Source organism: Alloacidobacterium dinghuense, assembly GCF_014274465.1.
Lineage (GTDB): Bacteria > Acidobacteriota > Terriglobia > Terriglobales > Acidobacteriaceae > Alloacidobacterium > Alloacidobacterium dinghuense.
Genome location: NZ_CP060394.1, coordinates 4,774,019 through 4,797,736, shown reverse-complemented (window position 1 = coordinate 4,797,736; position 23,718 = coordinate 4,774,019). Strand labels below are relative to the sequence as shown.

Here is a 23,718-nt window from a genome sequence, read left to right as displayed (position 1 = left end):
TCTTAAACGCGCGAGATGGGTTGACTGGCCTTGAGAACGCCCGCGGTTTTTCGTGTGTCCCGCTTCGCAGACTCCGGCTTAAGGATGCTTTGCGCTACCAGCCAGACGGCGGCGGCAATCACCCAGGAGATGAAGAAGGCGGTCCAAAACAGCCGTGTCTTCGGAGATGTCACGACCTTTGGCCCCCAGACGAGAAGCGTGAAGACGCCGATCATGCCAGCTTCAGCGAAGGCCGCCACCTCGGGAAATACAGAGAAGAGCACGCCGAGGCCGCTGGCGATGTGGCCGAATCCGGTGAGGTAGGCCCAACCGGCTCGGAAGGGCAGCCATGCCGGTACCAGGTCAGCCGTTTCTTTCAGGTAGATGATGTGGCTGAGCCCGATCGGGATGACGGAGACGGCGAAGAGATAGCGGGCAATGCGGATGCCGTTCTCGTGCGCGGCGAAAGCTAACGGTGAATCCTGCGGGATATCGGCGACGGTGGCGAAGAGAATCCAGCCTCCGGAGAGAAGCACGGTGAGTTCGCCGAGGCCCAGCCAGACGCCCTCGATCTGCGGGGCGACAAAGATGGCAGGCAGTTTGAGCGATGCCCAGAGGATGAGATATGGGAACAGGATGCGCGCCGACCATACGGCAGTGATTCTGAGCATCAATCCGATGCCGCCGAAGAGCATGATGATGCCGGAAGCGTAGGCGAGGGCTGTGCGTCCGGGAACCCATGGCGCTACAGGCTGCCAGACGAGGGCGAAATCGCCATAGATCAGGGCAAGAATGCCGAGGCCGATCAATCCGATGGCAAAGAGGGTCAAGGCCGGCTGCTGGCTTCGGTTCATCAGTTCTTCCTCCGCAGCGATGGATCGCACGTTAGCGACGTATCCTAGCATCCGCCTGGGCAGACTCTTGCTGCAACCCGCCAGACGACGCAATTTTGAGGATGAAGAGCTATCTTTTGCAGGCCGGTCGTCTCTCTATTTCCGCATATAATCTGTGTGGCAATCACAGGTCTCATCTGTTTTCGGCAATCTATGAAGAAGATTCAGAAGATCGTGTTTCCCATCGACTTTACGCGCCGATCGACAAAAGGTGCGCAACACGTCGCTACCTGGGCGAGGAAGTTTGACGCGGAAGTTGTCGCGGTGCACTTTATCGATCCTGAGGACCACGATGCTTCGGCGCCGCCAGACAATCTGCGTTTCATGGCGGACCTTCCCATATTGACGGAGAAGGCCACGCGAGACCTCGACTTCTTTTGCGAGCAGAACCTGGCGTCGTGCCGTGTGCGGCGGATTGTGAAGATGGGGGAGAAGGCAGTTGCCGTTCCGTTGCTGGCACAGGACGAGAAGGCTGATCTGGTCATGATTCCGCGCGATCATCAGCCGTGGGTAGAGCGGTTTATGACCGATTCGTTTACGGCAAAGATGCTGAATGAGTGTCCCGTTCCGATCTGGACTTCAGAACATCTGGATGACGATCCGAGCCCGAATATCATGCACATTTTATGCGCGGTGCATGTGGAGGACAGCGTATCGCTGGATGCCGCGAATGAGCGGCTGATTCAGGCGGTGAGGACTGTGGCTTCCACGTTTGGCGCGCGCGTGACTTGCCTTTATGTTGGAGAGCACGGCTCCAATTTTCTTCGGCCTGATTCCAAATTTGCCGCGTCGATTTCTGAGCGCCTGGAAAAGATTCATCACGAGGTGGAGGACATCTCGGACTTTGAGGTGGAATCAGGGGGCATCGCGAGAACGATCCATCGCGTCGCTGTTGATAAGTCCGCGAATTTGATTATGACGGGGCGCTCGCGGCCCGGAACCATTTCGCTGGGATTGCAGACGCATATTTTGATCATCGATCACAATGGGCCTTGTCCAATTTTGAGTATGTTGTAGAGGACATCTCCGTTAGAAGAATGGACGGGAGCGATGGTGAACTTTCCACTCCTCGTGTTGCTTGTCTCATTTCTTGGCCTCGCGCTTGCGGCCTGGATTGGGGACGGTCTTCGCAAGCGATTCAAGCCGCTCAAGGAGGAGAGTCGAGATGATTCCGGCGTGGTGTTGGGGGGTACTCTGACACTGCTGGGCCTGGTCATCGGTTTCAGCTTTGCGATGGCCATCAGCAGATATGACCTGCGCAAGGATTACGAGAAAACCGAGGCCAATGCGATTGCCGCCGAAGACATGCGGGCCGACCTGCTAGTGCCTGACGATGCAGGCAAAGTGCATGGACTGTTGAAGCAATATCTCGATCAGCGAGTGCTGTTCTATACGACCCGCAATGCGGATCGGCTGACACAAATCTCGGCGGACACCGCGCACATTCAGGATGAATTGTGGTCCGCCATCCGCTCTGCTGCCAGTCGGTTGCCGCCGCAACTGCAGGGCCTTCTGATTTCCGGAATGACTGACATTGTTCTTTCGCAGCGGTCAACAGAGGCTGCGTGGTTGAATCGCATTCCGACTTCCGCATGGGTGATGCTTCTGGCGACTTCGCTCGGCTGCAACGTTCTGATCGGGTATCGCGCGCGGCGGACGGACTGGATTGTGTTTCTGGTGATGCCGGTTGCGGTATCAATCTCACTCTTCCTGATCTCGGACCTTGACAGCCCGCGCGGCGGCGCGATTCGCGTGGTTCCGCACAACCTGATCAGCCTTTCGCAGTCGCTGCACGGGAAGTAGAGAATTCAACTGGTGGATGAGGCGGGCTCGGTATCAGCCACCAATTGTCTCAGCCTGTGGAAGGCTCGCAAGTTCGGGGCGAGGCTCTTCGCGGTTAGAAAATGTGCTTGATTCCCTTGCCGATGCCGGTGGCGATTTTCGCGGTCCCTTTGGTCGTTCCGACGGCGACATCCTTGCCTGCGACAACGCCTCCTTTACCGACAGAGGCGGCTGCATCGACGGGATGGAGCGTGACCAGGTTGACAGCGCCTTTGCCAGTGCCTGCTGCAAGGCTGCCGGCTCCCTTGGCTGCTCCTTTGCCGATGTCTCCAGTGCCGCTGGCGACTTCGCCGCCTGCGCTGCGGTGCTTCTTCTCGGCGTGGCAGGGTGCGGCTGCTATGAGAGCGCATAGGGCGATGGTGATGAGTCCGGCTTTCATGGTTGGACCTCGCTGCTTACTATGATGTTCTCGCTGCTTCCAATGATGTTATAGACCCGCGCGGATGGGAATTGTCTCTCGCTTTTTCCCCTCCCCTATTTTTCGTTAAATTCCTCATTTCACAGAAGGTTAGGTGGGCTTTGGCGGTATTTCCTGTCTAAATTGTTCGATTTACGTGAGTTATGGGTTAGATCGGCTGTGTGCATGGCGGGTGTTGCGTTTTCGCAGCCCCTTCTCCCCCCGCCGTTTTCGCTAAATTCCTGATTTTGCAGATAGTTAGTGGTCGTCCGGCAGCATTCTGTCGGTAAATTATTCTATTTACGCGACTTACGGTTGCTTTTGTCAGTTTCTCGTGGAACAGAAAAGGCATGGCTTTCTGGCCATGCCTTCTTTATTTAGTTTAACAAATTAAGGGGAAATTCCCTGCAGGCGTAACTTATTGATGGGATGCGGTTTGCCTGTTCCGGGGCTTGACAAGAATTTTCCTGGGCCCGGGGCTGAAGCCCCTTTCTTTCCGTTTGCTTTTTATTCACCGGGCTAAAGCCCGGTGCTTCTACCCGGAAGCCCTTCGGGCTTGGAGTCCAGGTCTCGTTGAGACCTGGGCACCCGGCAAGTCCTGTCAACCTGTGAGTACAGGCGACGAATGGAAAACCGGTGTCGATCTGATCCAGTCTTCCATGGTGGCATCATCATGGGCCTGCCCGTGTTGCGCGTCACTTTGCGAAGTGGCGCTATTTGCGAATATCAAACTGGGTTGGAAGCTTTCAGGATGGCCCGGGGCTAAAGCCCCCTTTCTTACGTCGCTATTTCTCCGGGCTGAAGCCCGGTGCTTCTACCCGGAAGCCCTTCGGGCTTCGTTCGGGGCAGGCTAAGTGGTACGCGACAGCGGTCTGTCAAACTGCCCCACTCAAGCCAAAGAAGGTGTTCAGTTTCATGACATGCTTTACAAAATGTCTCCGGACATCCTTTACACTCCGCGGCGAGCGCAGCGAGCGGCGGAGTGTAAAGGCGAGATGGGCTGGAAGACGATGGATGTACGGCAGCAGCGGGTGGAGTTTGTAGTCGCGGCGACACGCGGGGAGAAGCCTTTCAGCCGGCTCTGTGAAGAGTTCGGGGTATCCCGTCCGACCGGGTATTTGTGGTGGAAACGGTATCGTAGCGGAGGTCTTGAAGGCATCGCAGAACAGAGCCGGAAGCCGCATGCGAGTCCGACCCGGATCAGGGAGTCGCTGGAAGAGCAGGTGATGGCGTTGCGGCGGCGGTATCCGGATTGGGGAGCGCGTAAGTTGAGCGTGCTGCTCGAGCGATCGGGCCAGCAACTTCCGCCCAGTACGATCCACCGCATCTTGCGCCGCCACGATCTGGTGCGCGATCGGTTGCAGAGCAGCCGATGCTGTCAGCGGTTTGAGCGCAGCCATCCCAATGAGCTGTGGCAGATGGACTTCAAGGGACCGAGCGGATGGAATCAGGAAGTGGGTCCGTTATCGATTCTCGATGATCATAGCCGCTACCTGATCGGGTTACGGGCGCTGGGCAGCACGCAGGCAGAGCCGGTGCGCGAGCAGTTGGAAGAGGCATTTCTGCGCTGCGGGGTGCCGGAGGCGATGCTGATGGATCATGGCATTCCATGGTGGGGGCCGCGATCCCCGCTGGGGCTGACGAAGATCTCCGTCTGGCTGATGCAGCAAGGGATCCGGCTGTACTGGAGCGGGGTGCGGCACCCGCAGACACAAGGCAAAGTGGAGCGTTTCCACGGCACGCTGCTGCGTTCCATCCAGAGGAGGCGCCTGTGGGAGCAGCGCACGCAGCAGTGGCTGGATGACTATCGCTGGGAATATAACCATCTTCGGCCGCATGAAGCCCTGGGGATGAAAACCCCGGCGAAGGTATGGCAGCCGAGTCGGCGGAAATATCAGCCCCACCCGGCCGGCTGGGAGTATCCGGAGGGAGCGGTCTTGCGCAAGGTAGACGCCGACGGCAAACTCCAGGTAGGCGGGCAACAGTGGCATCTCAGTCGCGCTCTGAACCGGCAATGGGTGCAGATCGTGGCTGTGGAGCAGCGTGTGCTGGTCTACTACTGCACCACGCTGATCCGGGAACTGGACTTCTCTATCCAGCGATCGACGATCGTCGATCGCTGGATAGAAGACCCCTTCTGAAATCCAAAACTGTAAACAATCTCTGGAGACAAACTGTAAAGTATCTCGTGGAACTTTACACCAAAGAAGGCTTGAATGGGCCACCCGTCTATGCCATTTTCTTGAAAGATAAAGTGGAGTGATGCGACAATTTCATGCCAAATGAATGAGGGTGAAACGACGAGATGCGTGACTCTGAGCGCTGGATCATCGGCGGGTTGTTGGCTGTTGCGTTACTAACCTTCTTTTTTCCTCTGGTGTCACTGCAGATTCCAATTGCGGGCAATATCGAAGCGAGTGGATATGATGTCCTGTCCAAAGCGACGACATTGAGTCAAACCATCGCAACTCTCTCCTCGCAGAGTCATATGGATGCTAGGTCAGCGTCGTCTGGAGTTGTACCGAGAGCGCCACATGCAGAAAACGCATTATCACTCCCATTCTCGGTTCAGGTGCTACCGTTATTTCCTATTGAGATCCTTATCGGTCTCGGGTGTGCGCTCTTAGGTCTTATGTTTTGCGTCGGAGGGTTCGACTCGTCCTTCGTTAAGATTTGCTTAACTCTTGGAGGGGCGGCAGCAGTGGTGGCCATACTCCACATGGTAGTTGCGGATTCCGACCTGCATACGTGGTTTCAAGAACGAATGCTTTCCGATTCCTCTTCGCCAACTAATGATTCCTTCGCCGGTCTCGCACAGGGGTTTGCAGCAATCGTCTCAAATTCCGTTCACATTAAGCCGGGTGCCGGCCTGTACGTCATGGCGACAAGTCTTAGTTTGGCGGCTGTCATTTCTCTTTCTAAAGTCCTCTCAAATACCACATCAGCGGAGTTTGAATCAGAGCCAAACTTCGATGAAGGCGACGGCTCAGGTAGGTTGTTTGCCTTCTTCGCTCTGGTTGCACTAGTAGTTATTGCTGCTGTTCTTGTACTGAGGCATAAGCCGATAAAAGACCAGAGAGGGGCAGTCGCCGTGCAACCCCGCACGTTGCAACCGCGCACGTTTGGTAATGTGCCGAATCCACGAGAACCCTCCGCGAACTTGAATCAATCTAGCATTATTCCGAACGGACTGCCTCCCGCTGGCTATGTCCCAAATCCCGATCACGAGCGCTCTCGTATCGCAGAAGTTCTTACAGATCTATCAGCGCGACAGGGCCACAATCACTTTTACACTGTTTGTAGGCCAGACACACTCTGTATCACGGATCAAGATGCTCCGGGCGACAATTTCATCGAGAATTTCAGTGCCAATACTGGAATTGCCGCGCGCCTCTTCAACGCTGGCTTCCGTAGTCTTGAAGTTTCGAACAGCAATTATGTGTGGGAAGCAGAAGTTACAGCCGCAGGTTTGATCCCGTTGGCCTCCAAAAACGCTCCTGAAATTGACCAGTCTCAGTAGCGGATGTTGGTAGTTCCCACCCTTTCGCAGAACGCGCGAAAGGATGGGGCACCCTTTTTCGTGCTGCTGCCAGGGAAAAGCAGATCCTTCGACTGCGCTCCCTTCGGTCGCTTCGCTCAGGATGACATGGTGTGGGGTGCGCGACCGCTTAAGGGGTTCGCTTTGTTGGCTGGTAAACTCGGTCCTAATCCCTTCCGTCTATTCCTTTGCATGGAACAAATTGCAGCGAGTGAGCTGACGCAGCTGGCGCGAGAGCAGGCGGTGCTTGATCTTGCGGATTTCGATGAGGTTGTGCGGCTGTATCGGCCGCGGGTCTTCCGGTTTCTGCTGGCGTCATTGCGCGACCGCGATGTGGCCGAGAACCTGACGCAGGACTGCTTTCTGAAGGCGTACATGGGGCGGGCGCATTTTCGCGGCGACTCGAGCCTGAGCACGTGGCTGATGAAGATTGCCATGAACCTGGTGCGCGATTATCTGCGGAGCAAGCGGCTCAGGTTCTGGACGAAGACGCGGGATACGGCGCTCGATCCGGTGGATGTGAGCGACTGGATTCCGGATGGGCGGAGTTCGCCCGAGGCTGAGTTGATTGCGCGGACCGAGGTGGCGCATGTGTGGCAGGCGGTGAGCGCGCTTCCGGAAAAGCAGCGCAGCGTGTTTGTTCTGCGCTTTGTGGAAGAGATGGAATTGAAGGAGATTGCGGAGTTGACGGGGATGAATCCGAGTACGGTGAAGACGCATTTGTACCGCGCGCTGGCGGCGGTGCGGGCGGGCGTGGGTCAGGGATGAGGGCGAGTCTGGAGTTGTGGTTCCCACCCTTGCTCCGCAAGGATGGGGCACCCCTTTTCGTGCCTCTGCCGGAAAAAAGCAGATCCTTCCCCTTCGTTGCACTCAGGGTCAGGATGACAGCCCTTGTGAGGTTGGGACTAGAGCAGAATCGGCTTCTGGGCGTGGGAGATAAGCAATGACGAGAGAGACGACAAACCGGGATGTGCAGGAGCTGTATCCGGAAAGCGATGCGGCGACGAAGCGCGATCTGGAAGGGTTGGCGCACTCGATCAGTGAGTTTCGCGCGGCGGTGTTTCAGATTGCGGCTCGGTCTACGGGTTCAGCGACGGAGTGGGGATTGGAGCAGGCGCGGGTGCGGCGGCGGTCGGCACAGCGGCGCGTGATGCTTGAGTGGGCGGTGGCTGCGGCTTTATGCGTGGCGGCGCTGGCGCCGGCGGTGGGTTTCTATCGCAATCATGCGGCAGCGGTGCGGGCCGAGCATCAGGCGCAGCTCTTGAAGCAGCGCGAGGCGGATACGGCATTGTTGGACCAGGTAACGAACGAGTTGTCCGAGGCGGTGCCGGATTCAATGCAGCCGCTGGCGGAGACGGATGCCGATTACGTGAGTTACGAGACTACGGGGAAGATGGAGAAGACAAATGGGAGAAACTAGAAAGCTTTTGGGACTGGGGTTGATTTTGGCAGGATGCCTTGGAGCTCTTGGAACGTCCAGGCGCGCTGCGGCGCAGGAGATGACGCCGGGTCCGCCTCCGATGGAGCGGGCCTTTGGTGGAAGAATGCTGCACGGGCGCTGGTGGGACGATCCGCAGACGGCGCAGAAGATTGGGTTGACCGCAGACCAGCAGACGAAGATGGATGGGATTCTGCAGCAGCATCGGCTGAAGCTGATTGACCTGAATGCATCGCTGCAGAAGCAGGAAGCGATTATGCAGCCACTCATTGAAGCCGATCAGCCGGATGAGGGAAAGATTCTGGGGCAGATTGACGCGATTGCGCAGGCAAGGGCGGAACTCGAAAAGGCAAATGCGCGGATGCTGCTGGGGATTCGGCAGGTGCTGACGCCGGACCAGTGGACGAAGCTGAAGGCTCTGCGCGCGGAGAAGAAAGAGGAGTGGGGCCGCGAGGGTCGCGGCATGCGGCGCGGGCCGGGTGGTCCCCCAGCGTTACCGGATGGTGGACCGCCTCCGCAGCCTCAGATGGAGTAGATCTTGGTCTGTTAGGAGCGGCCCTTATGGGCCGCTCCTTTTTTGTGTCGCAGGCTCGGGGTTGTGGTTCCCACCCTTCGCTGCGCGAAGGATGGGGCACCCGTTTTCGTGCTGCTGCTGAGGGAAAGCAGATCCTTCGCTGCGCTCAGGATGACAGCACTTCTACAAGGTGCGCAGCCACCAGGTTCGATCGCGGGCGGAGACCGCGCCGGTTAAAGTTTCGCGAGCCGCGGAGGGCGACCGAAGGGAGCGGGTGCCTGGACGGCGAGTCCCCTTTATAATCGCTTTTGCAGATTATGGAGAACTCAACCCACGCTCCTGAGTCTCGCCTGGTGATGGATATTTCCGACATCATGGCGATTTTGCCGCACCGTTACCCGTTTCTTCTGATCGATCGCGTGATTGAGATGGAGCGGAAGAAGCGGATTGTCGCGATTAAGAACGTGACCATCAATGAGTCTTTCTTTCAGGGGCATTTTCCGGATTATCCGATCATGCCCGGTGTCCTGGTGATTGAAGCGATGGCGCAGGCGGGTGGGGCACTTCTGTTGACTGAGATTCCGGATCGCGACAGCAAGCTGATGGTCTTTACGGGGATCGAGCGCGCCAAGTTTCGGCGGCCGGTGGTGCCGGGGGATCAGTTGCGGATTGAGATCAATGTGCTGCAGTGGAAGACGCGCGCGGTGCGTCTGGAAGGAAGAGCAACGGTGGACGGCAAGCTTGCCTGCGAGGGAACGGTGATGTGCCAGCTGGTTCCGCGGCGCAGGCAGGAGTCGCATGCGGAAGCGCCGGCGATGGCTTCGGTGACGGAAGAGTGAGCATTCATTCGACGGCGATTGTTGCGCCGGGTGCTGTGATTCCTGAGTCGTGTACGGTGGGGCCATATTGCACGGTTGGTCCGGAGGTGGCGCTCGGGGAAGACTGCGAGTTGATCTCGCATGTGGTTCTCGATGGGCATTTGAGAGTCGGGGCGCGAAACAAGTTCTATTCCTTTGCCTGCGTGGGTGTTGCGCCGCAGGATCTGAAATACAAGGGCGAGCCTACGGGCGCGGTGCTGGGCGATGACAACGTCATTCGCGAGTGCGTGACGATTTCGCGCGGGACGGCGGGTGGTGGCGGCACGACGCGGGTGGGCAGTGGGTGCCTCATCATGGCGTACGCGCATATCGGGCACGACAGCGTGATTGGCGACGGATGCATTCTGGCGAATGCTGCGACACTGGCTGGTCACGTGATCGTGGAGGATTATGTGACCGTGGGGGCGCTGAACCAGGTGCATCAGTTTTGCCGGATCGGCAAGCATGCGTATACGGGCGGCGGAACGACCGTGGTGCAGGATGTGTTGCCTTTCTCACTGACCTCGGCGAAGCGCGAGACGCAGGCTTACGGGCTGAACAAGATTGGTTTGGAGCGCAAGGGCTTTGATCGTGAGCGGTTGCGGGCGCTGCAGCATGCGTATCGGTATCTGCTGGCCGGGAAGATGAACACTTCGCAGGCTTTGGAAAGAATGAAGAGCGAAGGCATTGCCACGGAAGATGTCGGTTATCTGGTGGAGTTCATCGAGAAATCAGAACGTGGCGTGGTGAAGTAGGCCGGTGAGCAAACTTGGTTTGATCGCCGGAAATGGGCACTTTCCTTTTTTGCTGCTGGATGCGGCGCGCGCGCATGGGCTTGAGGTTGTGGTTGCCGCGATCAAGGAAGAGACGGATCCGGAGATCGATGAGCGCGCTGCTGCGGATTCCGGCGTTCGCGTCTATTGGCTTTCGCTGGGTGAGTTGTCAAAGCTGATCGAGACGTTTCACACAGAGAATGTCTCACGCGCGGTGATGGCTGGGCAGGTGAAGCACAAGCAGATTTTCTCGAGTATTCGTCCGGACTGGCGGCTGGCCAAACTGCTGCTTTCTCTGAGCACCAAGAATACAGACATGCTGCTGGGGGCGGTCGCCAAGGTGCTGGGCGATGAGGGTATTGAACTGATTTCGTCTACTGCATATCTGGAACCGTTGCTGGCGAAGGCTGGGGTGCTGACGGAGCGTTCGCCTTCGGAGCAGGAGCGGAAGGACATCGCTTATGGCCGCGAAGTGGGGCTGGCGGTTGCAGGGTACGACATTGGACAAACTGTCGTCGTTGCGAGCCAGACGTGTGTTGCGGTTGAGGCAATGGAAGGGACTGATGCCGCGATTGAACGCGCGGGCGCGATTATGAAGACGATGGCTGCCGATGGCGATGCTTCTACCTTTGATCGCACGCTGACGGTTGTGAAGGTGGCGAAGCCGAAGCAGGATATGCGCTTCGATGTTCCGGTGATCGGGCTGAAGACGATTGAAGCGATGGAGCACGCGCATGCGACGTGTCTGGCGATTGAAGCGGAGCGGACGCTGATTTTTGACAGGGATACAGTTCTTTTGCGTGCCAATACAGCCAAGATTGCGATTGTGGCTATCGAGCAGGGATAATGAAGAAGCCCCAAAGGAGGGCTGTCAGCCGTGTCAAAGATTTCGATCGCATTGCTTGCATTCGTTGTTGTTATCGGACTGGGTGTGTTTGCGCTTCGCGGATTTGCAGCCGACGAGTCGGCGATGCCACAGGTTGGTCAACAGGCGCCGAGCTTCACACTGAACTCGCAGGAAGGCAAGCCGGTGAGCCTGGACAGCTTCCGCGGCAAGTGGGTGGTGCTCTATTTCTATCCCAAGGACATGACCACAGGTTGCACGATTGAGGCACATAACTTCCAGCGCGATCAGGATAAGTTCCTGAAGGAGAACGCGGTCATCGTGGGTGTGAGCGTCGATTCCGTCGACAGCCACAAACAGTTCTGCGCCAAGGACAGCCTGAACTTCACGCTGCTGAGCGACGAGGAAAAGAAGGTCGTGGCGGAATATGGCTCGCTGGGCAATTATGCCGGATTCAAGATTGCGAACCGCAATACTTTCCTGATCGACCCGCAGGGCAAGATTGTGAAGGTATGGACGAAGGTCGATCCTTCGCATCACAGCGAAGAAGTTTTGACGGCGCTGACCGCGATGGAGGGTCAGCATTCCTAAGAATATGGCGAATCAAACTGCGATGGATTTTGTGGCGGGTTGCGAGGCAATCCGCCATTCGCTTTTACATGTGCCGGAAGATGTTGTCGGCCTGCCATGGCGGGCGGGCGGATGGACGCGCAAGCAGGTGTTGGGGCACATGATCGATTCGGCGGCGAATAACCACCAGCGCTTTGTGCGTGCGGCGCTCGATGGCAGTTATGCTGGTCCTTTCTATGCACAGGAGGGATGGGTTGCTGCGCATGGCTACAACGAGATGCCGTGGGCGATGTTGCTTGCGTGGTGGCAGACGTATCACGAGATTCTTAAGAGCGTGGTCGAGCGCATTCCGGTGGACAAACTGAATGCCGAGTGCCGCGTCGGCGATAACGAACCAGTCACGCTGCGGTTTCTGATCGAAGACTATATTGCGCACCAACAGCATCATCTGAAGCAGATCCTATGCCCGTCCTGAAGGGTGTGGTTGTTTCGGGGATGGGAAATTTTTCTTTCTGGCTGGAAAAGCTGGAGAGCTACTACACGTGGAAGACGGGCATGCGGCTGTTTCCGGGCACGCTCAACCTGCGGCTCGCGGAACCGTATTCGCTTCCGGCGAAAGTTATCCGTCTGGAAAAAGAGGAGTATGGCGGCACGGTATCAGTAAGCATGGCGCCTTGCACGATCTTTGGACGGCGTGCGTTTCTTCTTCGGACGGATGCGAACGAAGCCGGGAGCGGGCATTATGCGAAGAACATTATCGAGATTGCTACGGATGTGAAGTTGCGCGATGCGTATGGGCTGAAAGATGGGGATGAAGTTGAGGTGGGCCTTCCGTAGCCAGGCGTCTACTGAGAGAAACTCGAATCTCGTCTGCGTTGTGATGCTAAGATGTATCACATGAAACGAGCTTCCGTTCGCGATCTCCGTTATAGCTTCAATAAGATTGAGCGGCTCTTGCGGCAGGGACAGGAGATTGAGATCACGAAACGGCACACGGTCATAGCTCGGCTGTTGCCTGAGGCTCAGGGGACGGTCAAGATGCCTGATTTTATCGGGCGTTTGCGTGCTATCTATGGCGATCAGATTCCAGCTACGACAGGAGCTGAGATTGTTGCCGAGGATCGGGATCGATATTGAAGGCTTACTTCGATACAAGCTTCCTGGTTTCACTCTACAGCGTCGATGCCAACTCGACGATCGCCGCCCATATGATCGCAACTGCGCCCACAGCCCTTTTTATTTCTGCATTGGTTGAGCTGGAGTTGTGCAACGCGCTTGAGTTGAAGGTCTTTCGCAAAGAAATTTCCGCAGCGCAGGCGCGCATCTCCCGGAGGGACTTCGACAATGATGCCCAGAGTGGCGTTGTTCGTATTTCAGCGCTGACCGACGAGGTCTTTGAAAAAGCGCGCCAGCTCTCGTTGCGGACGACAGCGAAATTTGGAACGAGAACAGCAGACCCTTTGCATGTGGCCGCTGCTCTCGAGGTAAAGGCCGACACCTTTTACAGTTTCGACAGCAGGCAGCGAAGACTTGCTCAGACGGTTCAGCTAAAAACGCCTTAAAGTCCCATCCTGCAGACGCAAAAAAGCCCGGCGATGAGCCGGGCTCTTTTGCTTGCCTGAAAAACTACGTGGTTACTTCTTCTTTGCTGCCTTCTTGGTTGCCTTCTTTGCAGGAGCCTTCTTTACTGCCTTCTTTGCTGCTTTCTTTGCAGGAGCCTTCTTGGCCGCCGCCTTCTTTGCTGCCTTCTTTACTGCCAAAGTAGTACCTCGTTTGGTTGATTTTTTACCGCTTGCGCTCTTCTTCTTACTAGCCACGGATTTCTTCGTAGCTTTACCGCCGCTACGAGCGCCCTTACTGCTGGTCTTAGCGACAGACTTCTTTGCGGCTTTCTTCGCCGGAGCTTTCTTCGCGGCAGCTTTCTTGGCCGGAGCCTTCTTTGCTGCTTTCTTTGGGGAAGCCTTTTTGGCAACCGCTTTTTTTGCCGGAGCTTTTTTCGCGGCCTTCTTCGCGGCCTTTTTTGCCGGAGCGGCAGGCACAGCCACAATTACTTCTTCGGCAACGATTGCGGGTTCTTCAAATGATTCTCCCCCGCCTTCGTCGAGATCTTCGATGTCATCATCGTCAGAGGAGATGGAGATGCTCACTTCCTCCTCTTCTTCATCCTCACCGAAGCTGTCTTCACCTTCTTCTGAATAATCGTCCGTTTCAGGTTCAAATTCACCATCGTTCTTCGCGTAAAGTTTGCGTTCTTCCTGCATGAAAATGCCCTCCGGCTTCGGTGCCTGTTTTCCGTTCTGCCACAGAATCAAAATGCCCTGCGGCGCGGATTATAGCAACAGCATGCAACGGCTTGCCAATGAACGCAAGTATATAGTGAGCGTCATTGGCTGGTTTTCTTTCCCTTTACAGATGTGGTGTGTGTCGCGGTGGTGGCCTTCTGCTCTGCATGCACCTGCTTTTCTCCGTGCGCTCCAAGGTGAGATGCAGCCTGCGTGTTCGCGGCTGTTGCCTTTCCCTTACGGGAGCGCGATGTAGCGGAGATACGCGCCGGTTCGGTGACATACAGCTTGTGTCCCGGGATGATGGCGCCACTGCCGATGTGGTTCCAGCGGCGCAATTGATCGACAGTGACACCGAAGCGATCAGCCACGGTTACGAGAGTATCACCGCGCTCAATTTTATACATGCTGTTTCGCGCCGACGACGTGGCTGCCACAGGGGCTACGGGGATGACCAGCGAATCGATGTTGCTGAGGTCGGCCGTGGTGGAGCTGAGCTGATTAACGAAGGCTATCTCCGAAGCCGATACGCGATACTGGCGAGCTACCTCTTCGAGGGATTCGTCATGGGAGAGAAGATGGAAGCGCCAATAGCGCCGCTTCTCTTCGGGGATCTCGGCGATGCGCTTCTCGTAGAGTTCCTTGCCACCCGGCGGCAGTTGCAGATCAAAGGACTCATCCGGCGGTGTGCTCATGCGCAGCAGGCTCGGGTTGAGCCCGACGATTTCCTGGATCGGAGCATCGACGACATCGGCGACAAGGCGGAGATCGACGGCGTAATTTGTCGTGACCTTGTCGGTGACGAGCGGTGGATCAGCGACGAGATCCGTCAGGCCGTATTGCGTCGGATTCTTCGCCATGATGGTGACGGCGAGAATGATGGGGACGTAATTCTTTGTTTCCTGGGGAAGATTGTTGCGGCGATACAGTTCCCAGAAGTCGGCGTAGCCGGTGCGCTCGACGGCTCGCTGAATGTTGCCTGCGCCCCAGTCATAAGAGGCCATGGCGAGATACCAGTCGCCGGTCTGGTTATAGAGGTATTTGATGTATTTCGCGTAAGCGCGCGTGGCCTTTTCCGGATCGAAGCGCTCGTCATACCATGCGCTCTTTTGCGGCGCAAAGGCGTCGCCGGGCATGAATTGCCACATGCCTCCGGCGCGTGAGCGGGGATTGATCGCCTGCGGACGGAAGCCGGATTCGGCGACTGCCTGGTAGATGAGGTCCTGCGGCACTCCCTCTTCCTTGAGCACGCGCTGGATCATGTCCTTGTAGCGGCCGGCACGCGTGAGCGAGTTGACGATGGTGTTGTGGCCCTTGGTGGTGTTTGAGAAGAAATTGATGTAGCTCGCAACGTAGTCGTTCATGACGAGCGGCAGATCGGATTGCGTGGTCTTCAGCTCAGCTTCGGCCTGCGCTCTGACCTTCGGATCGGCGGGGAAGGTGACGTCGTTGGCGATATCGACGGGCGTATCTTCAGGATGCTGTTGCGCCGTTTGAATGCTGTTTTCGCGCAGGGCGTCGAGTTCGAGTGTGTTGATCGCGTCCACGACGCGATCGAATTCTTCACTGATGGCTGGATCGTTTTTGATGTCGATGCCGCTGCGCAGCATCATGTCGACGGCATAGTCGAAATTGGATTTTGCCGAGGCGATGTGGCCGTCACGATAATTGCTGAGGCCGATCTGATAGGCCTTTTCCACGCTGTCGATGAGTGACTGGTCGCGGGATGATATTGCGGGCGGTGCGGTTTTCTGCGGCGCGGGTGCGGCCTGCGTCGATGCATTTTGCGGTTCGGAGAGAAATGGGGAAACGAAGCCTTCAGCGCCAGCGCGGCAAAATGAGAGACATGCTATAGCCGCAACAAGAGCGGCGCTTGAGAGTCTGGGGACAACCATTCGGATTTACTGCTTTATTGTATGGGCTGCGGACGCTTGCTCGCCATCTTTGGATGCGATAATAAAGCAGTGAGTCAGGGAAGTTTCTCCGGAAGCAGGCCCTTCGGCCTCGCGTTTTTCTCATGGACAGCAAGCTTATTCGCAATTTCGCGATCATCGCGCATATCGATCACGGCAAATCCACGCTCTCTGACCGGCTGCTGGAGCTGACCGGCTCGCTTACCGCGCGCGAGATGCAGGCGCAGGTGCTGGACGCGATGGACCTCGAGCGCGAGCGCGGCATCACGATTAAAGCGCATTCGGTGCGCATGATGTATCCGGCAAAAGACGGGACAACGTATCAGTTGAATTTGATCGACACGCCGGGGCACGTGGATTTTTCCTACGAAGTATCGCGCTCGCTGGCTTCCTGCGAAGGCGCGCTGCTCGTCGTCGATGCCTCGCAGGGAGTGGAGGCGCAGACGCTGGCAAATGCGTTTCTTGCCATCAGCCACGGGCTTGAGGTCATCCCGGTCATCAACAAGATTGACCTGCCCAGCGCTGACATTCTGCGTACGCAGGAGATGATTGAGCAGGCCGTCGGCCTCGATGCCACCGATGCGATTCCGGTGAGCGCCAAGACCGGACAAGGCGTGCCAGACATTCTGGAAGCGATTGTGCATCGGCTGCCTACACCGACGGGCGATGCGAATGCTCCGCTGCAAGCGCTGATTTTCGATTCATGGTTCGATGCGTATCGCGGCGTGATTGTGCTAGCCCGTATTGTGAATGGCACGCTGCGCAAGAACGCGAAGATCCGTCTGATGTCGAATGGCAAGGTCTTCGATATCGAATCGCTGGGTGTACTGACGCCGAAGCCGGTTGAGATTGATCAGCTGTCGGCGGGCGAAGTCGGGTTCTTTGTGGCGACGATCAAGAACGTTGCCGATACGAAGATTGGCGATACGGTCACGGAAGACAATCGGCCCGCGGCTGAGCCGCTCGCTGGGTTTGAAGAACTCAAGCCGATGGTCTTTGCCGGTCTCTACACGGTTGATTCCCATGAACACACTTTGCTGCGCGATGCGCTGGAGAAACTGCGGCTGAATGATTCGTCGTTCTTCTTCGAGCCGGAGAGTTCGGCGGCGCTTGGCTTTGGATTTCGCTGTGGCTTCCTCGGCCTGCTGCACATGGAGATCATTCAGGAGCGGCTGGAGCGCGAATATGACCTCGACCTGATCACGACCGCTCCCGGCGTGCGTTACAAGATCACGATGACGGACGGGTCAATGCTCGAAGTCGATAATCCATCGCGCTGGCCTGATCCGAGCGAGATCGAGAAGATCGAAGAGCCGATCATCACCGCGACCATCCTCACAAACGAAGAATACGTCGGCGGAATTCTGAAGCTGGTCGAAGAAAAGCGCGGGCGGCAGAAGAATTTCGAATACGTCTCGCCGACGCGCGTGATGCTGACCTACGAATTGCCTCTGAACGAAATCGTGCTCGATTTCTACGACCGGTTGAAGTCTGTCTCGCGCGGGTATGCTTCGCTCGACTATCACCTTGCAGGAACGTGGGATTCGCCTATGGTGAAGATGGATATTCTGGTCTCGGGCGAGCCGGTGGATGCGCTGTCGATTATCGTTCACCGCGAATTTGCTTACGAGCGCGGCAAGGCGCTGGTCTCGAAGATGCGCGAGCTTATTCCCAGGCAGCAGTTTGAAGTCGCCATCCAGGCGGCTATCGGGGCGAAAATCGTTGCCCGCGAGACGGTTTCAGCCCTGCGCAAGAATGTGATCGCCAAGTGCTACGGCGGCGACATTTCCCGTAAGCGCAAGCTGTTGGAAAAGCAAAAGGAAGGCAAAAAGCGTATGAAGCGAGTGGGCAAAGTAGACATCCCGCAGGAGGCATTTCTTGCCGTGCTCAAGCTGGGCGAAGACAACAGCCGTTAGGCTATCTCTTTCAATCTGTGGAGTTACAGTCCTTTAATGCGATCTGTGGAAAGTGCAAATTCAATCTCCACTAATAGGCAGCATGTTTTTGTTCAAGGGCAAGAGTACTTTAGTAACAAGACGCCATTGAAAACAAAGAGGTTGCAGCCCCATTTTGAAAGGCTTTTAAGGCTCTAATCGTTTTCTTAAGGGATTTCCCGTCAGCGCAGAAAATTTCTTCCACATTTTTTTCCACAGATTCCGGTGCATTTTGCATGCCCATCGAATCGCAAAAACTGAGAAATAAAAAGACCCCGAAATCGGGGTCTTTTTAAGCTCTTTGAAAGCTATTACTGCTTGGGAGCAGCAGGGGTTGTGGAGCGCGGGGTGGTTGGATGCGGCGTTGGAGCCGCAGGCGTGCTTCCGACCGCTGGAGTTGCAGGCGCAGGGACACCCGACTTCTGGTTGTAGGCCTGGATGACTGCGGCGGAGATATCCGTTCCCTGGTTGGCCCACAGGACCGGGCTCTGCTGGGTGCTGCCGTCAATCACGAGGCTATAGCCATTCTGCTGAGCATAGGTCTGAAGGACACCGAAGACCTTCTCGGCAAGCTGGGTGTAGGTCTGCTGCAGATCCTGCTGGAAGTCGTTCTGGGTGTCTTCCCCGAGGCGCTGAAAGGCCTTTTCCTTCTCATCGAGGGACTTGGTGCGGTTCGCCTTCTCAACATCGCTCAGGTTGGCGCCGGATGCCTGCAGGCTCTTCTTCAGCGAATCAATTTCATCGCTCATCGTCTTGAGCTGCGTCCGCTTGGGATCGTACTTCTTCTGCAGATCGGCAAAGTTCCGCTGGCCTTCGTTGGTCTGCATGACGGCGGGCTGGAACATGATGACGGCGATCTTGGCTCCGCCTGAGGGGGCAACCGCGGTGGTAGACGGGGCGTTAGGCGCCGGGTCTGTAGTGGCTGCGCTGCTGGTCTGGGCAAGGGCGCTGACGCCGAGCCCGGACGCGAGCATGCAAACGAGGGTTAACGAACGCTTCATGGAAATCAGAAACTCCTTCGGTTCTTGGGTGTGGTCGCCCGCATATCTGTGCGGAAGCGAACTTTCGCTTCCTGGCTTTCCCGTCTGAGGCGCTTCGTGGGGGCGGCTATCCGGCCGGAAAAGCCGGAGACGCAGAGCAGAAACACGGACAGAGGACATTCTCAGGAACTCAAGCGAAATTATAGGTGTGTGGATAAGTAAGGTCAAACCTTGTCTACGGAAACTTTTTGCTCAGGCACCTATATTCAGCGGCAAATTTGCTTTTGCCGTCGACTGCCGATCACGGTGGCTGCCGCTCTTTAACCTATTTTAAACAAAGACGATTCGCTGTGTTTCAGCGCGAATCTTACTTTGGTTTTTCCAGTCGGGACAGGCGGATATGCATGTAAACCACTTACAATGCTATGCATGAGCGCTCCCGTCCAATCCATTCCCGTCCGCCGCATTACCGGAGAAGAAACGACTCTCGCCGACTACAGCGGCAAGGTCATCCTTGTCGTGAACGTCGCTTCAAAGTGCGGGCTGACGCCGCAGTATGAGGCGCTGGAAAAGCTCTATCGCCAGTACAACGATCAAGGCCTGGTGGTCTGCGGCTTTCCCTCCAATGACTTCGCTGGACAGGAGCCCGGCACGAACGAAGATATCCAGAGCTTCTGCAGCCTCAACTTTGGTGTTGATTTTCCGTTATACGAGAAGATCACCGTGGTTGGTGAGGCGAAGCATCCGCTGTATCACGCTCTGATCGAGGCGCAACCGACGGCGGTGAGCACATCGGCAGAGCCATTCGAGGAAGACCTTAGGCGCTTCGGCGTTCAACCAAACGAGGCGCCGGAGATCCTGTGGAACTTTGAAAAATTTGTTGTGTCCCGCAACGGAGAAGTCGCCGCTCGCTTCGCTCCTAACACCACACCGGACGATCCGGCGCTGGTGAGCGCTATTGAATCGGAGCTTGCCAGGAATTAAGAAGCTTAGAACGCGTTTGCTGCGCACATGCCTCGGCGCTAGAATGCTCCGGCAGTTGAAAGATGCATCTCACCTGAGTCACGCGTCACGGGAGGACAACAGTGCGAGCAGCACTCATGACCCGCGAGTATCCGCCGAATGTGTACGGCGGCGCCGGAGTTCACGTCGAATATCTGAGCCGTGAGCTGGCAAAGAAAATCGAAGTCGAAGTACACTGCTGGGGCGATCAGAATTCGGATGAGGGCAATCTGCAAGTGCGCGGCGCGCAGCCGTGGGACAAGCTCGCGCAAGGCGAGCCGCAGAAATTTACCACGGCGCTGGAGGCGATGAGTCTCAATCTCGCGCAGGTGAAATCGCTGAGCGGCGTCGATATCGTACACACGCACACGTGGTATGTATCGATGGCCGGTTTTCTGAGCAAGAAGCTGCACAACATTCCGTTTGTCCTTACTACGCACAGCCTTGAGCCGTTGCGCGCGTGGAAGGCGGAGCAGCTTGGCAGCGGATACGCGATGAGTTCGTGGATGGAGCGGACTGCGATCCTCGATGCGGACGCGGTCATTGCTGTCTCAAAAGGAACGAAGCAGGATATTCTGCGCGCCTATCCCGATGTGCAGGCGGATCGCGTTCACGTGATCTACAACGGCATTGATCTGGCGCAATATCAGAAGACGAGCGATACATCGACGCTTCCGGGATTCGGCGTGAATCTTAGCCAGCCGTATGTGCTGTTCGTGGGACGCATTACGCGGCAGAAAGGCGTGACGCATCTTGTCGACGCGATCCGCTACATGCCTGAGAATACGCAGGTTGTTCTTTGCGCGGGCGCTCCGGATACGCCAGAGATCGCGGCCGAAATGCGCAGCAAGGTGGAAGAAGCCCGCGCTCACAATCCGAACGTTGTGTGGATCGAGAAGATGGTTACGAAGCAGGAGGCCATCGAGCTTTACAGCAACTGCGCGGTCTTCTGCTGCCCCTCTGTTTATGAGCCGTTCGGCATCATTAATCTGGAAGCGATGGCGTGTCAGGCTCCGGTTGTCGCCAGCGCTACGGGTGGGATTCTCGAAGTCGTGGTCGATGGCGTGACCGGCTACCTCGTGCCCTTTGAGCAGGACCCGGTGACCAGCTTTCCTACAAAACCGGATCAGTTTGCGCGTGACCTGGCTGCGAAGGTTTCTGATTTGTTAGCGGATACGACGAAAGCCAAACAGTTTGGACAAGCCGGTCGCAAGCGGGTTGAAGAACACTTCTCCTGGGCAGCAATTGCGGATCAGACGATTGATTTGTATCGCGGGCTGATTGCGTCGCGACGGAAATAAGATTTTGGCGCAGAGCGTTTCTTTGGTGTGTGAGGAGTAGGCGTTCACCTCATCCTAAACCGGCCAAAGTTTCACTGATTACCAAACGAACAAGGTGTAGACTCTCGTTGGGCCCATATACCGCTACCCACCCCAGGAGAGCCAGGTATGCTAGGGATACCTCTGCGTTATCTAATCAAACATCCCATCAGCGGTGTGACGGACATAGCTGCGGATCCGCTGCAAATCATAAGTACAGCTCAAGATGTTTATCTAGCCGATCGTGAGCGGCGCGGTCCGCAATGCCACTATGAGACGGATGATAATTGGGAGCAGCGCCTTCATGCGCACCTCGGTGTTCCACTGCCCTGCCAGGCTTCTTCTGAATTCTGGAAATTGTGGCGCGGTGTGATCGGAGATCTGGAAGCGGCAGGAATTCGACCCGGCCCTGAGAGCTTTCAGAGATGGAATGATGGAGATGCCGGATTTGTTCGCGCGATCTGGTGTCTGGTTCGCCACCTGAAGCCGAAGAATGTAGTCGAGACTGGCGTTGCTCATGGAGTGACCTCCCGCTGCATTCTGGAGGCGCTTGAGAAGAATGGCAGCGGCAGGCTCAGCAGCATTGACCTTCCACCTTTGGAAAGGCCGTGGCGGAAGCAGGTTGGCGTCGCTGTTCGCGGACGCTGTGCTGAGCGATGGTCCTACATCAAGGGTTCCAGCCGGCGGCATCTGCCTCAGCTGCTTTCCCACCTGGGCCAGATTGATCTTTTCATTCACGACAGTCTGCACAGCGAACGGAACGTGCGTTTCAAACTCGATCGCGCATGGGCGGTGCTGCGACCGAATGGCGCTTTGGTTGTTGATGACGTGGATGCCAATTGGGGGTTCCGGTCTTTTACGCAGACATTTTCCGGTCATCTATCGATGGTTTGTGAGGCTGAGCCGCTCCATCCGGACTTGCGGCGCTTCAACAAGAAAGGACTGTTCGGAATCATTCTGAAACAGCCGACTGCTCAGGCCTGACATTGCATAGGCGCCTCCACGGTAACAGACCGTGGAGGCTTAGCTCGCTTTCAGGGCACGGTGATAACGAATTCCTATCTGGGCACTCGACTCAAGATACTGGTACGCCTCGACCACCTGAGCAAACGAAAATGTCTTCGCAATCTTCGGCTGGAAACGCCCATCCTCAAGGCGCTCGTAGATGTACTTCTTCGCCGCGTCAAGCTTCCGCCTCATATCCAAGCCCCGCGGGAAATTTGGGCTGATAGAGGTACTGTCCGCGATAAAACATCGACTCGGCGCGATTCAGTCCGATTGCCTGTACTTTCAGCCGCACTTCGCCCTTGCCGGGGTTCTGCGGTTGCACTTCTTCAAGCTTTAGAACTTCCGGACCCTCTATTTCACGAAAGCGAACAGCTTTGGGCATTGGAATCTCCTGGCGGATTGGATGGAGTTGCAATACAGGAGGACGCAAAAGGCAGCGCCTCGGTGGTCTGGCCGAGCTTGCGTAGTCAGGTACAATTCGTGCGATGCAGTGACCCTGCGTTTGAGGTCGCAGGAATAACGCGGCACGGGCCGCAGAAGGCGTGGCGCATGGGCGAGCAGCGTGTCGCGGGATTGCTGAACTTTGTCGTGGTCGCGGCGGTTGCTGCCGTGGCCTACACCGATTGGCTGATCGTTGCGGATGTTTCCCTTGCCTACCTTTATGTGCTTCCAATTGCACTCTGCGCTTTAGTCAATCCCCTTCCTTTCACGATCGGGCTGGGAACGATTTGCACTTTTCTCGGGGATATTTTCGGTCCTCCTGCTCCTTCGTTGTACTGGCGGATCGTGCACAATGTTGTCTATCTGGCGAGCTTCGTCGTGGTTGGCTTTCTTGTGACGCTGATTGCGCAGCAGCGCGACCGCATGGCCGAGGAGGTACGCGAGCAGCGCGACGCCTATGAGCGCGACCTTGCTCTTGCTGCGCAGGTGCAACGTCGCGTCTTGCCCAAGCCCCTTACTTTGCCGGGAGTCGATATTGCCGCGAAGATGAAGACGGCGCGGATGCTGGGCGGCGATTACTACGATTTTTTCCCCGTCTCGGATGATGTGATTGATGTGGTGATTGCCGATGTTTCGGGCAAGGGCGCGGCGGCTGCATTGTTGATGCCCTCGCTTGCCGTTGCGCTGCGATTGCGCGCGCGCGAGTTGGAAGCGCCCTCGGAGGTGATTCAAGACCTGGATGAGATTTTGAAGCAGATCACCAACGCGGCGACGTTTGTGACGATGTTTTATGCCCGGCTGAATCGCGTGACGCGCACGCTGCAATACGCGAACGCGGGGCACAATCCGCCGGTGCTGCTGCGCGCGAGCTCGTGCGAGTCGCAATTCTTAGATGAAGCCGGCGGCCCGATCCTGGGGATTCTGCCGAACGCGCAGTATTCAGACACTTCGCTCACGCTTGCGCAGGGCGATATTCTCACGCTCTTCACGGATGGCGTGACGGAACAGGAGAACGAGCAGGGCGAAGAGTTCTCAGTGGATCGGTTGGAAGATGTGATTTGCCGGGATGGCGGCGGGTCGGCGGCTCAGGTGGTGGCTCATGTTTCCGAGGCGGTAGCGGTGTTTGCCGGAGAGACGGAACAGGCGGATGATCTGACGCTGGTGGTTTTGAAAGTCTTGTAGGTTGCTTCCAAG

27 protein-coding genes are annotated in these 23,718 nt (G+C 56.7%); 20 read left to right on the top strand and 7 right to left on the bottom strand.

All coding sequences use genetic code 11. The features are described from left to right. Nucleotides 1-2: 2 nt before the first annotated feature. Nucleotides 3-833, bottom strand: a complete 831-nt coding sequence (locus tag H7849_RS19945; protein ID WP_186741887.1) for a DoxX family protein — start codon at nt 831-833, stop codon at nt 3-5. A 192-nt stretch (nt 834-1,025) separates the two neighbouring features. Between H7849_RS19945 and H7849_RS19940 the strand changes: the two genes are divergently transcribed. Together H7849_RS19940 and H7849_RS19935 are read left to right on the top strand one after the other, a co-directional pair. Next, nucleotides 1,026-1,889, top strand: coding sequence for a universal stress protein (locus H7849_RS19940; protein ID WP_186741885.1), 864 nt, complete (start codon nt 1,026-1,028; stop codon nt 1,887-1,889). A 33-nt stretch (nt 1,890-1,922) separates the two neighbouring features. Continuing rightward, on the top strand, nt 1,923-2,675 hold the full coding sequence (locus tag H7849_RS19935; protein WP_186741883.1) for a bestrophin-like domain: 753 nt from the start codon (nt 1,923-1,925) through the stop codon (nt 2,673-2,675). Nucleotides 2,676-2,769: 94 nt separating this feature from the next. Here the strand turns inward: H7849_RS19935 and H7849_RS19930 are convergent, their stop codons facing one another. Further along, the gene (locus tag H7849_RS19930) at nt 2,770-3,093 is read right to left on the bottom strand and encodes a hypothetical protein (RefSeq protein WP_186741881.1); all 324 of its coding nucleotides are present in this window, start codon (nt 3,091-3,093) and stop codon (nt 2,770-2,772) included. A 938-nt stretch (nt 3,094-4,031) separates the two neighbouring features. Here H7849_RS19930 and H7849_RS19925 point away from each other — a divergent pair. The 13 genes from H7849_RS19925 (at nt 4,032) to H7849_RS19865 (ending at nt 13,207) form a co-directional block, all read left to right on the top strand. Beyond that, nucleotides 4,032-5,252: an IS481 family transposase gene (locus tag H7849_RS19925; protein WP_251106371.1), complete on the top strand. Its 1,221-nt coding sequence runs from the start codon at nt 4,032-4,034 to the stop codon at nt 5,250-5,252. 164 nt (nt 5,253-5,416) lie between these two features. Next, nucleotides 5,417-6,631, top strand: coding sequence for a hypothetical protein (locus H7849_RS19920; RefSeq protein ID WP_186741879.1), 1,215 nt, complete (start codon nt 5,417-5,419; stop codon nt 6,629-6,631). A 162-nt stretch (nt 6,632-6,793) separates the two neighbouring features. Then, nucleotides 6,794-7,417, top strand: coding sequence for an RNA polymerase sigma factor (locus H7849_RS19915; RefSeq protein WP_251106370.1), 624 nt, complete (start codon nt 6,794-6,796; stop codon nt 7,415-7,417). 175 nt (nt 7,418-7,592) lie between these two features. Further along, nucleotides 7,593-8,069, top strand: a complete 477-nt coding sequence (locus H7849_RS19910) for a hypothetical protein (protein WP_186741877.1) — start codon at nt 7,593-7,595, stop codon at nt 8,067-8,069. Next, a complete protein-coding gene (locus H7849_RS19905) occupies nt 8,056-8,622 on the top strand; it encodes a Spy/CpxP family protein refolding chaperone (protein WP_186741876.1) in 567 nt (188 codons plus the stop codon). Before H7849_RS19910 ends, H7849_RS19905 begins: the two co-directional genes overlap by 14 nt. A 296-nt stretch (nt 8,623-8,918) precedes the next feature. Beyond that, nucleotides 8,919-9,440, top strand: coding sequence for a 3-hydroxyacyl-ACP dehydratase FabZ (fabZ, locus tag H7849_RS19900; protein WP_186741874.1), 522 nt, complete (start codon nt 8,919-8,921; stop codon nt 9,438-9,440). Next, nucleotides 9,437-10,213 (top strand): acyl-ACP--UDP-N-acetylglucosamine O-acyltransferase, encoded by a 777-nt coding sequence (gene lpxA / locus H7849_RS19895; protein WP_186747681.1) that lies wholly within the window; start codon nt 9,437-9,439, stop codon nt 10,211-10,213. The genes fabZ and lpxA overlap by 4 nt, the downstream gene beginning before the upstream one ends. Before the next feature lie 4 nt (nt 10,214-10,217). Then, nucleotides 10,218-11,078: an LpxI family protein gene (locus H7849_RS19890; protein ID WP_186741872.1), complete on the top strand. Its 861-nt coding sequence runs from the start codon at nt 10,218-10,220 to the stop codon at nt 11,076-11,078. Nucleotides 11,079-11,108: 30 nt separating this feature from the next. Next, the gene (locus tag H7849_RS19885) at nt 11,109-11,666 is read left to right on the top strand and encodes a peroxiredoxin (protein ID WP_251106369.1); all 558 of its coding nucleotides are present in this window, start codon (nt 11,109-11,111) and stop codon (nt 11,664-11,666) included. A gap of 4 nt (nt 11,667-11,670) precedes the next feature. Further along, on the top strand, nt 11,671-12,120 hold the full coding sequence (locus H7849_RS19880; protein WP_186741870.1) for a DinB family protein: 450 nt from the start codon (nt 11,671-11,673) through the stop codon (nt 12,118-12,120). Then, a complete protein-coding gene (locus tag H7849_RS19875; RefSeq protein WP_251106368.1) occupies nt 12,108-12,482 on the top strand; it encodes a CTP-dependent riboflavin kinase in 375 nt (124 codons plus the stop codon). The genes H7849_RS19880 and H7849_RS19875 overlap by 13 nt, the downstream gene beginning before the upstream one ends. A 60-nt stretch (nt 12,483-12,542) precedes the next feature. Next, on the top strand, nt 12,543-12,782 hold the full coding sequence (locus H7849_RS19870; RefSeq protein ID WP_186741868.1) for a type II toxin-antitoxin system Phd/YefM family antitoxin: 240 nt from the start codon (nt 12,543-12,545) through the stop codon (nt 12,780-12,782). Further along, the gene (locus H7849_RS19865; RefSeq protein WP_186741866.1) at nt 12,779-13,207 is read left to right on the top strand and encodes a type II toxin-antitoxin system VapC family toxin; all 429 of its coding nucleotides are present in this window, start codon (nt 12,779-12,781) and stop codon (nt 13,205-13,207) included. Before H7849_RS19870 ends, H7849_RS19865 begins: the two co-directional genes overlap by 4 nt. Before the next feature lie 72 nt (nt 13,208-13,279). Here H7849_RS19865 and H7849_RS19860 read toward each other — a convergent pair whose 3' ends face one another. Both H7849_RS19860 and H7849_RS19855 read right to left on the bottom strand, forming a co-directional pair. Then, complete coding sequence (locus H7849_RS19860) at nt 13,280-13,906, bottom strand: hypothetical protein (RefSeq protein ID WP_222439692.1); 627 nt, start codon at nt 13,904-13,906, stop codon at nt 13,280-13,282. 122 nt (nt 13,907-14,028) lie between these two features. Next, a complete protein-coding gene (locus H7849_RS19855; RefSeq protein WP_186741865.1) occupies nt 14,029-15,822 on the bottom strand; it encodes a lytic transglycosylase domain-containing protein in 1,794 nt (597 codons plus the stop codon). 122 nt (nt 15,823-15,944) lie between these two features. On the opposite strand from H7849_RS19855, the gene lepA reads away from it, so the two are divergent. Then, nucleotides 15,945-17,756 (top strand): translation elongation factor 4, encoded by a 1,812-nt coding sequence (gene lepA, locus H7849_RS19850; protein ID WP_186741863.1) that lies wholly within the window; start codon nt 15,945-15,947, stop codon nt 17,754-17,756. A gap of 329 nt (nt 17,757-18,085) precedes the next feature. Here the strand turns inward: lepA and H7849_RS19845 are convergent, their stop codons facing one another. Continuing rightward, nucleotides 18,086-18,775, bottom strand: a complete 690-nt coding sequence (locus H7849_RS19845; protein ID WP_186741861.1) for an OmpH/Skp family outer membrane protein — start codon at nt 18,773-18,775, stop codon at nt 18,086-18,088. Nucleotides 18,776-19,183: 408 nt separating this feature from the next. On the opposite strand from H7849_RS19845, the gene H7849_RS19840 reads away from it, so the two are divergent. The 3 genes from H7849_RS19840 (at nt 19,184) to H7849_RS19830 (ending at nt 22,059) form a co-directional block, all read left to right on the top strand. Next, nucleotides 19,184-19,738 (top strand): glutathione peroxidase, encoded by a 555-nt coding sequence (locus H7849_RS19840; RefSeq protein WP_186741859.1) that lies wholly within the window; start codon nt 19,184-19,186, stop codon nt 19,736-19,738. A gap of 101 nt (nt 19,739-19,839) precedes the next feature. Beyond that, entirely contained in the window at nt 19,840-21,057 is a 1,218-nt protein-coding gene (gene glgA / locus H7849_RS19835; RefSeq protein ID WP_251106367.1) for a glycogen synthase, read from the top strand. 147 nt (nt 21,058-21,204) lie between these two features. Continuing rightward, nucleotides 21,205-22,059 (top strand): class I SAM-dependent methyltransferase, encoded by an 855-nt coding sequence (locus H7849_RS19830; protein WP_186741857.1) that lies wholly within the window; start codon nt 21,205-21,207, stop codon nt 22,057-22,059. 39 nt (nt 22,060-22,098) lie between these two features. On the opposite strand, the gene H7849_RS19825 is transcribed toward H7849_RS19830, so the two are convergent. After that, the gene (locus H7849_RS19825) at nt 22,099-22,275 is read right to left on the bottom strand and encodes a zinc-binding dehydrogenase (RefSeq protein WP_186741855.1); all 177 of its coding nucleotides are present in this window, start codon (nt 22,273-22,275) and stop codon (nt 22,099-22,101) included. After that, nucleotides 22,259-22,465: a hypothetical protein gene (locus tag H7849_RS19820; protein ID WP_186741853.1), complete on the bottom strand. Its 207-nt coding sequence runs from the start codon at nt 22,463-22,465 to the stop codon at nt 22,259-22,261. The genes H7849_RS19825 and H7849_RS19820 overlap by 17 nt, the downstream gene beginning before the upstream one ends. A 167-nt stretch (nt 22,466-22,632) precedes the next feature. Between H7849_RS19820 and H7849_RS19815 the strand changes: the two genes are divergently transcribed. Next, nucleotides 22,633-23,706, top strand: a complete 1,074-nt coding sequence (locus H7849_RS19815; RefSeq protein WP_186741851.1) for a PP2C family protein-serine/threonine phosphatase — start codon at nt 22,633-22,635, stop codon at nt 23,704-23,706. Nucleotides 23,707-23,718 lie beyond the last annotated feature (12 nt).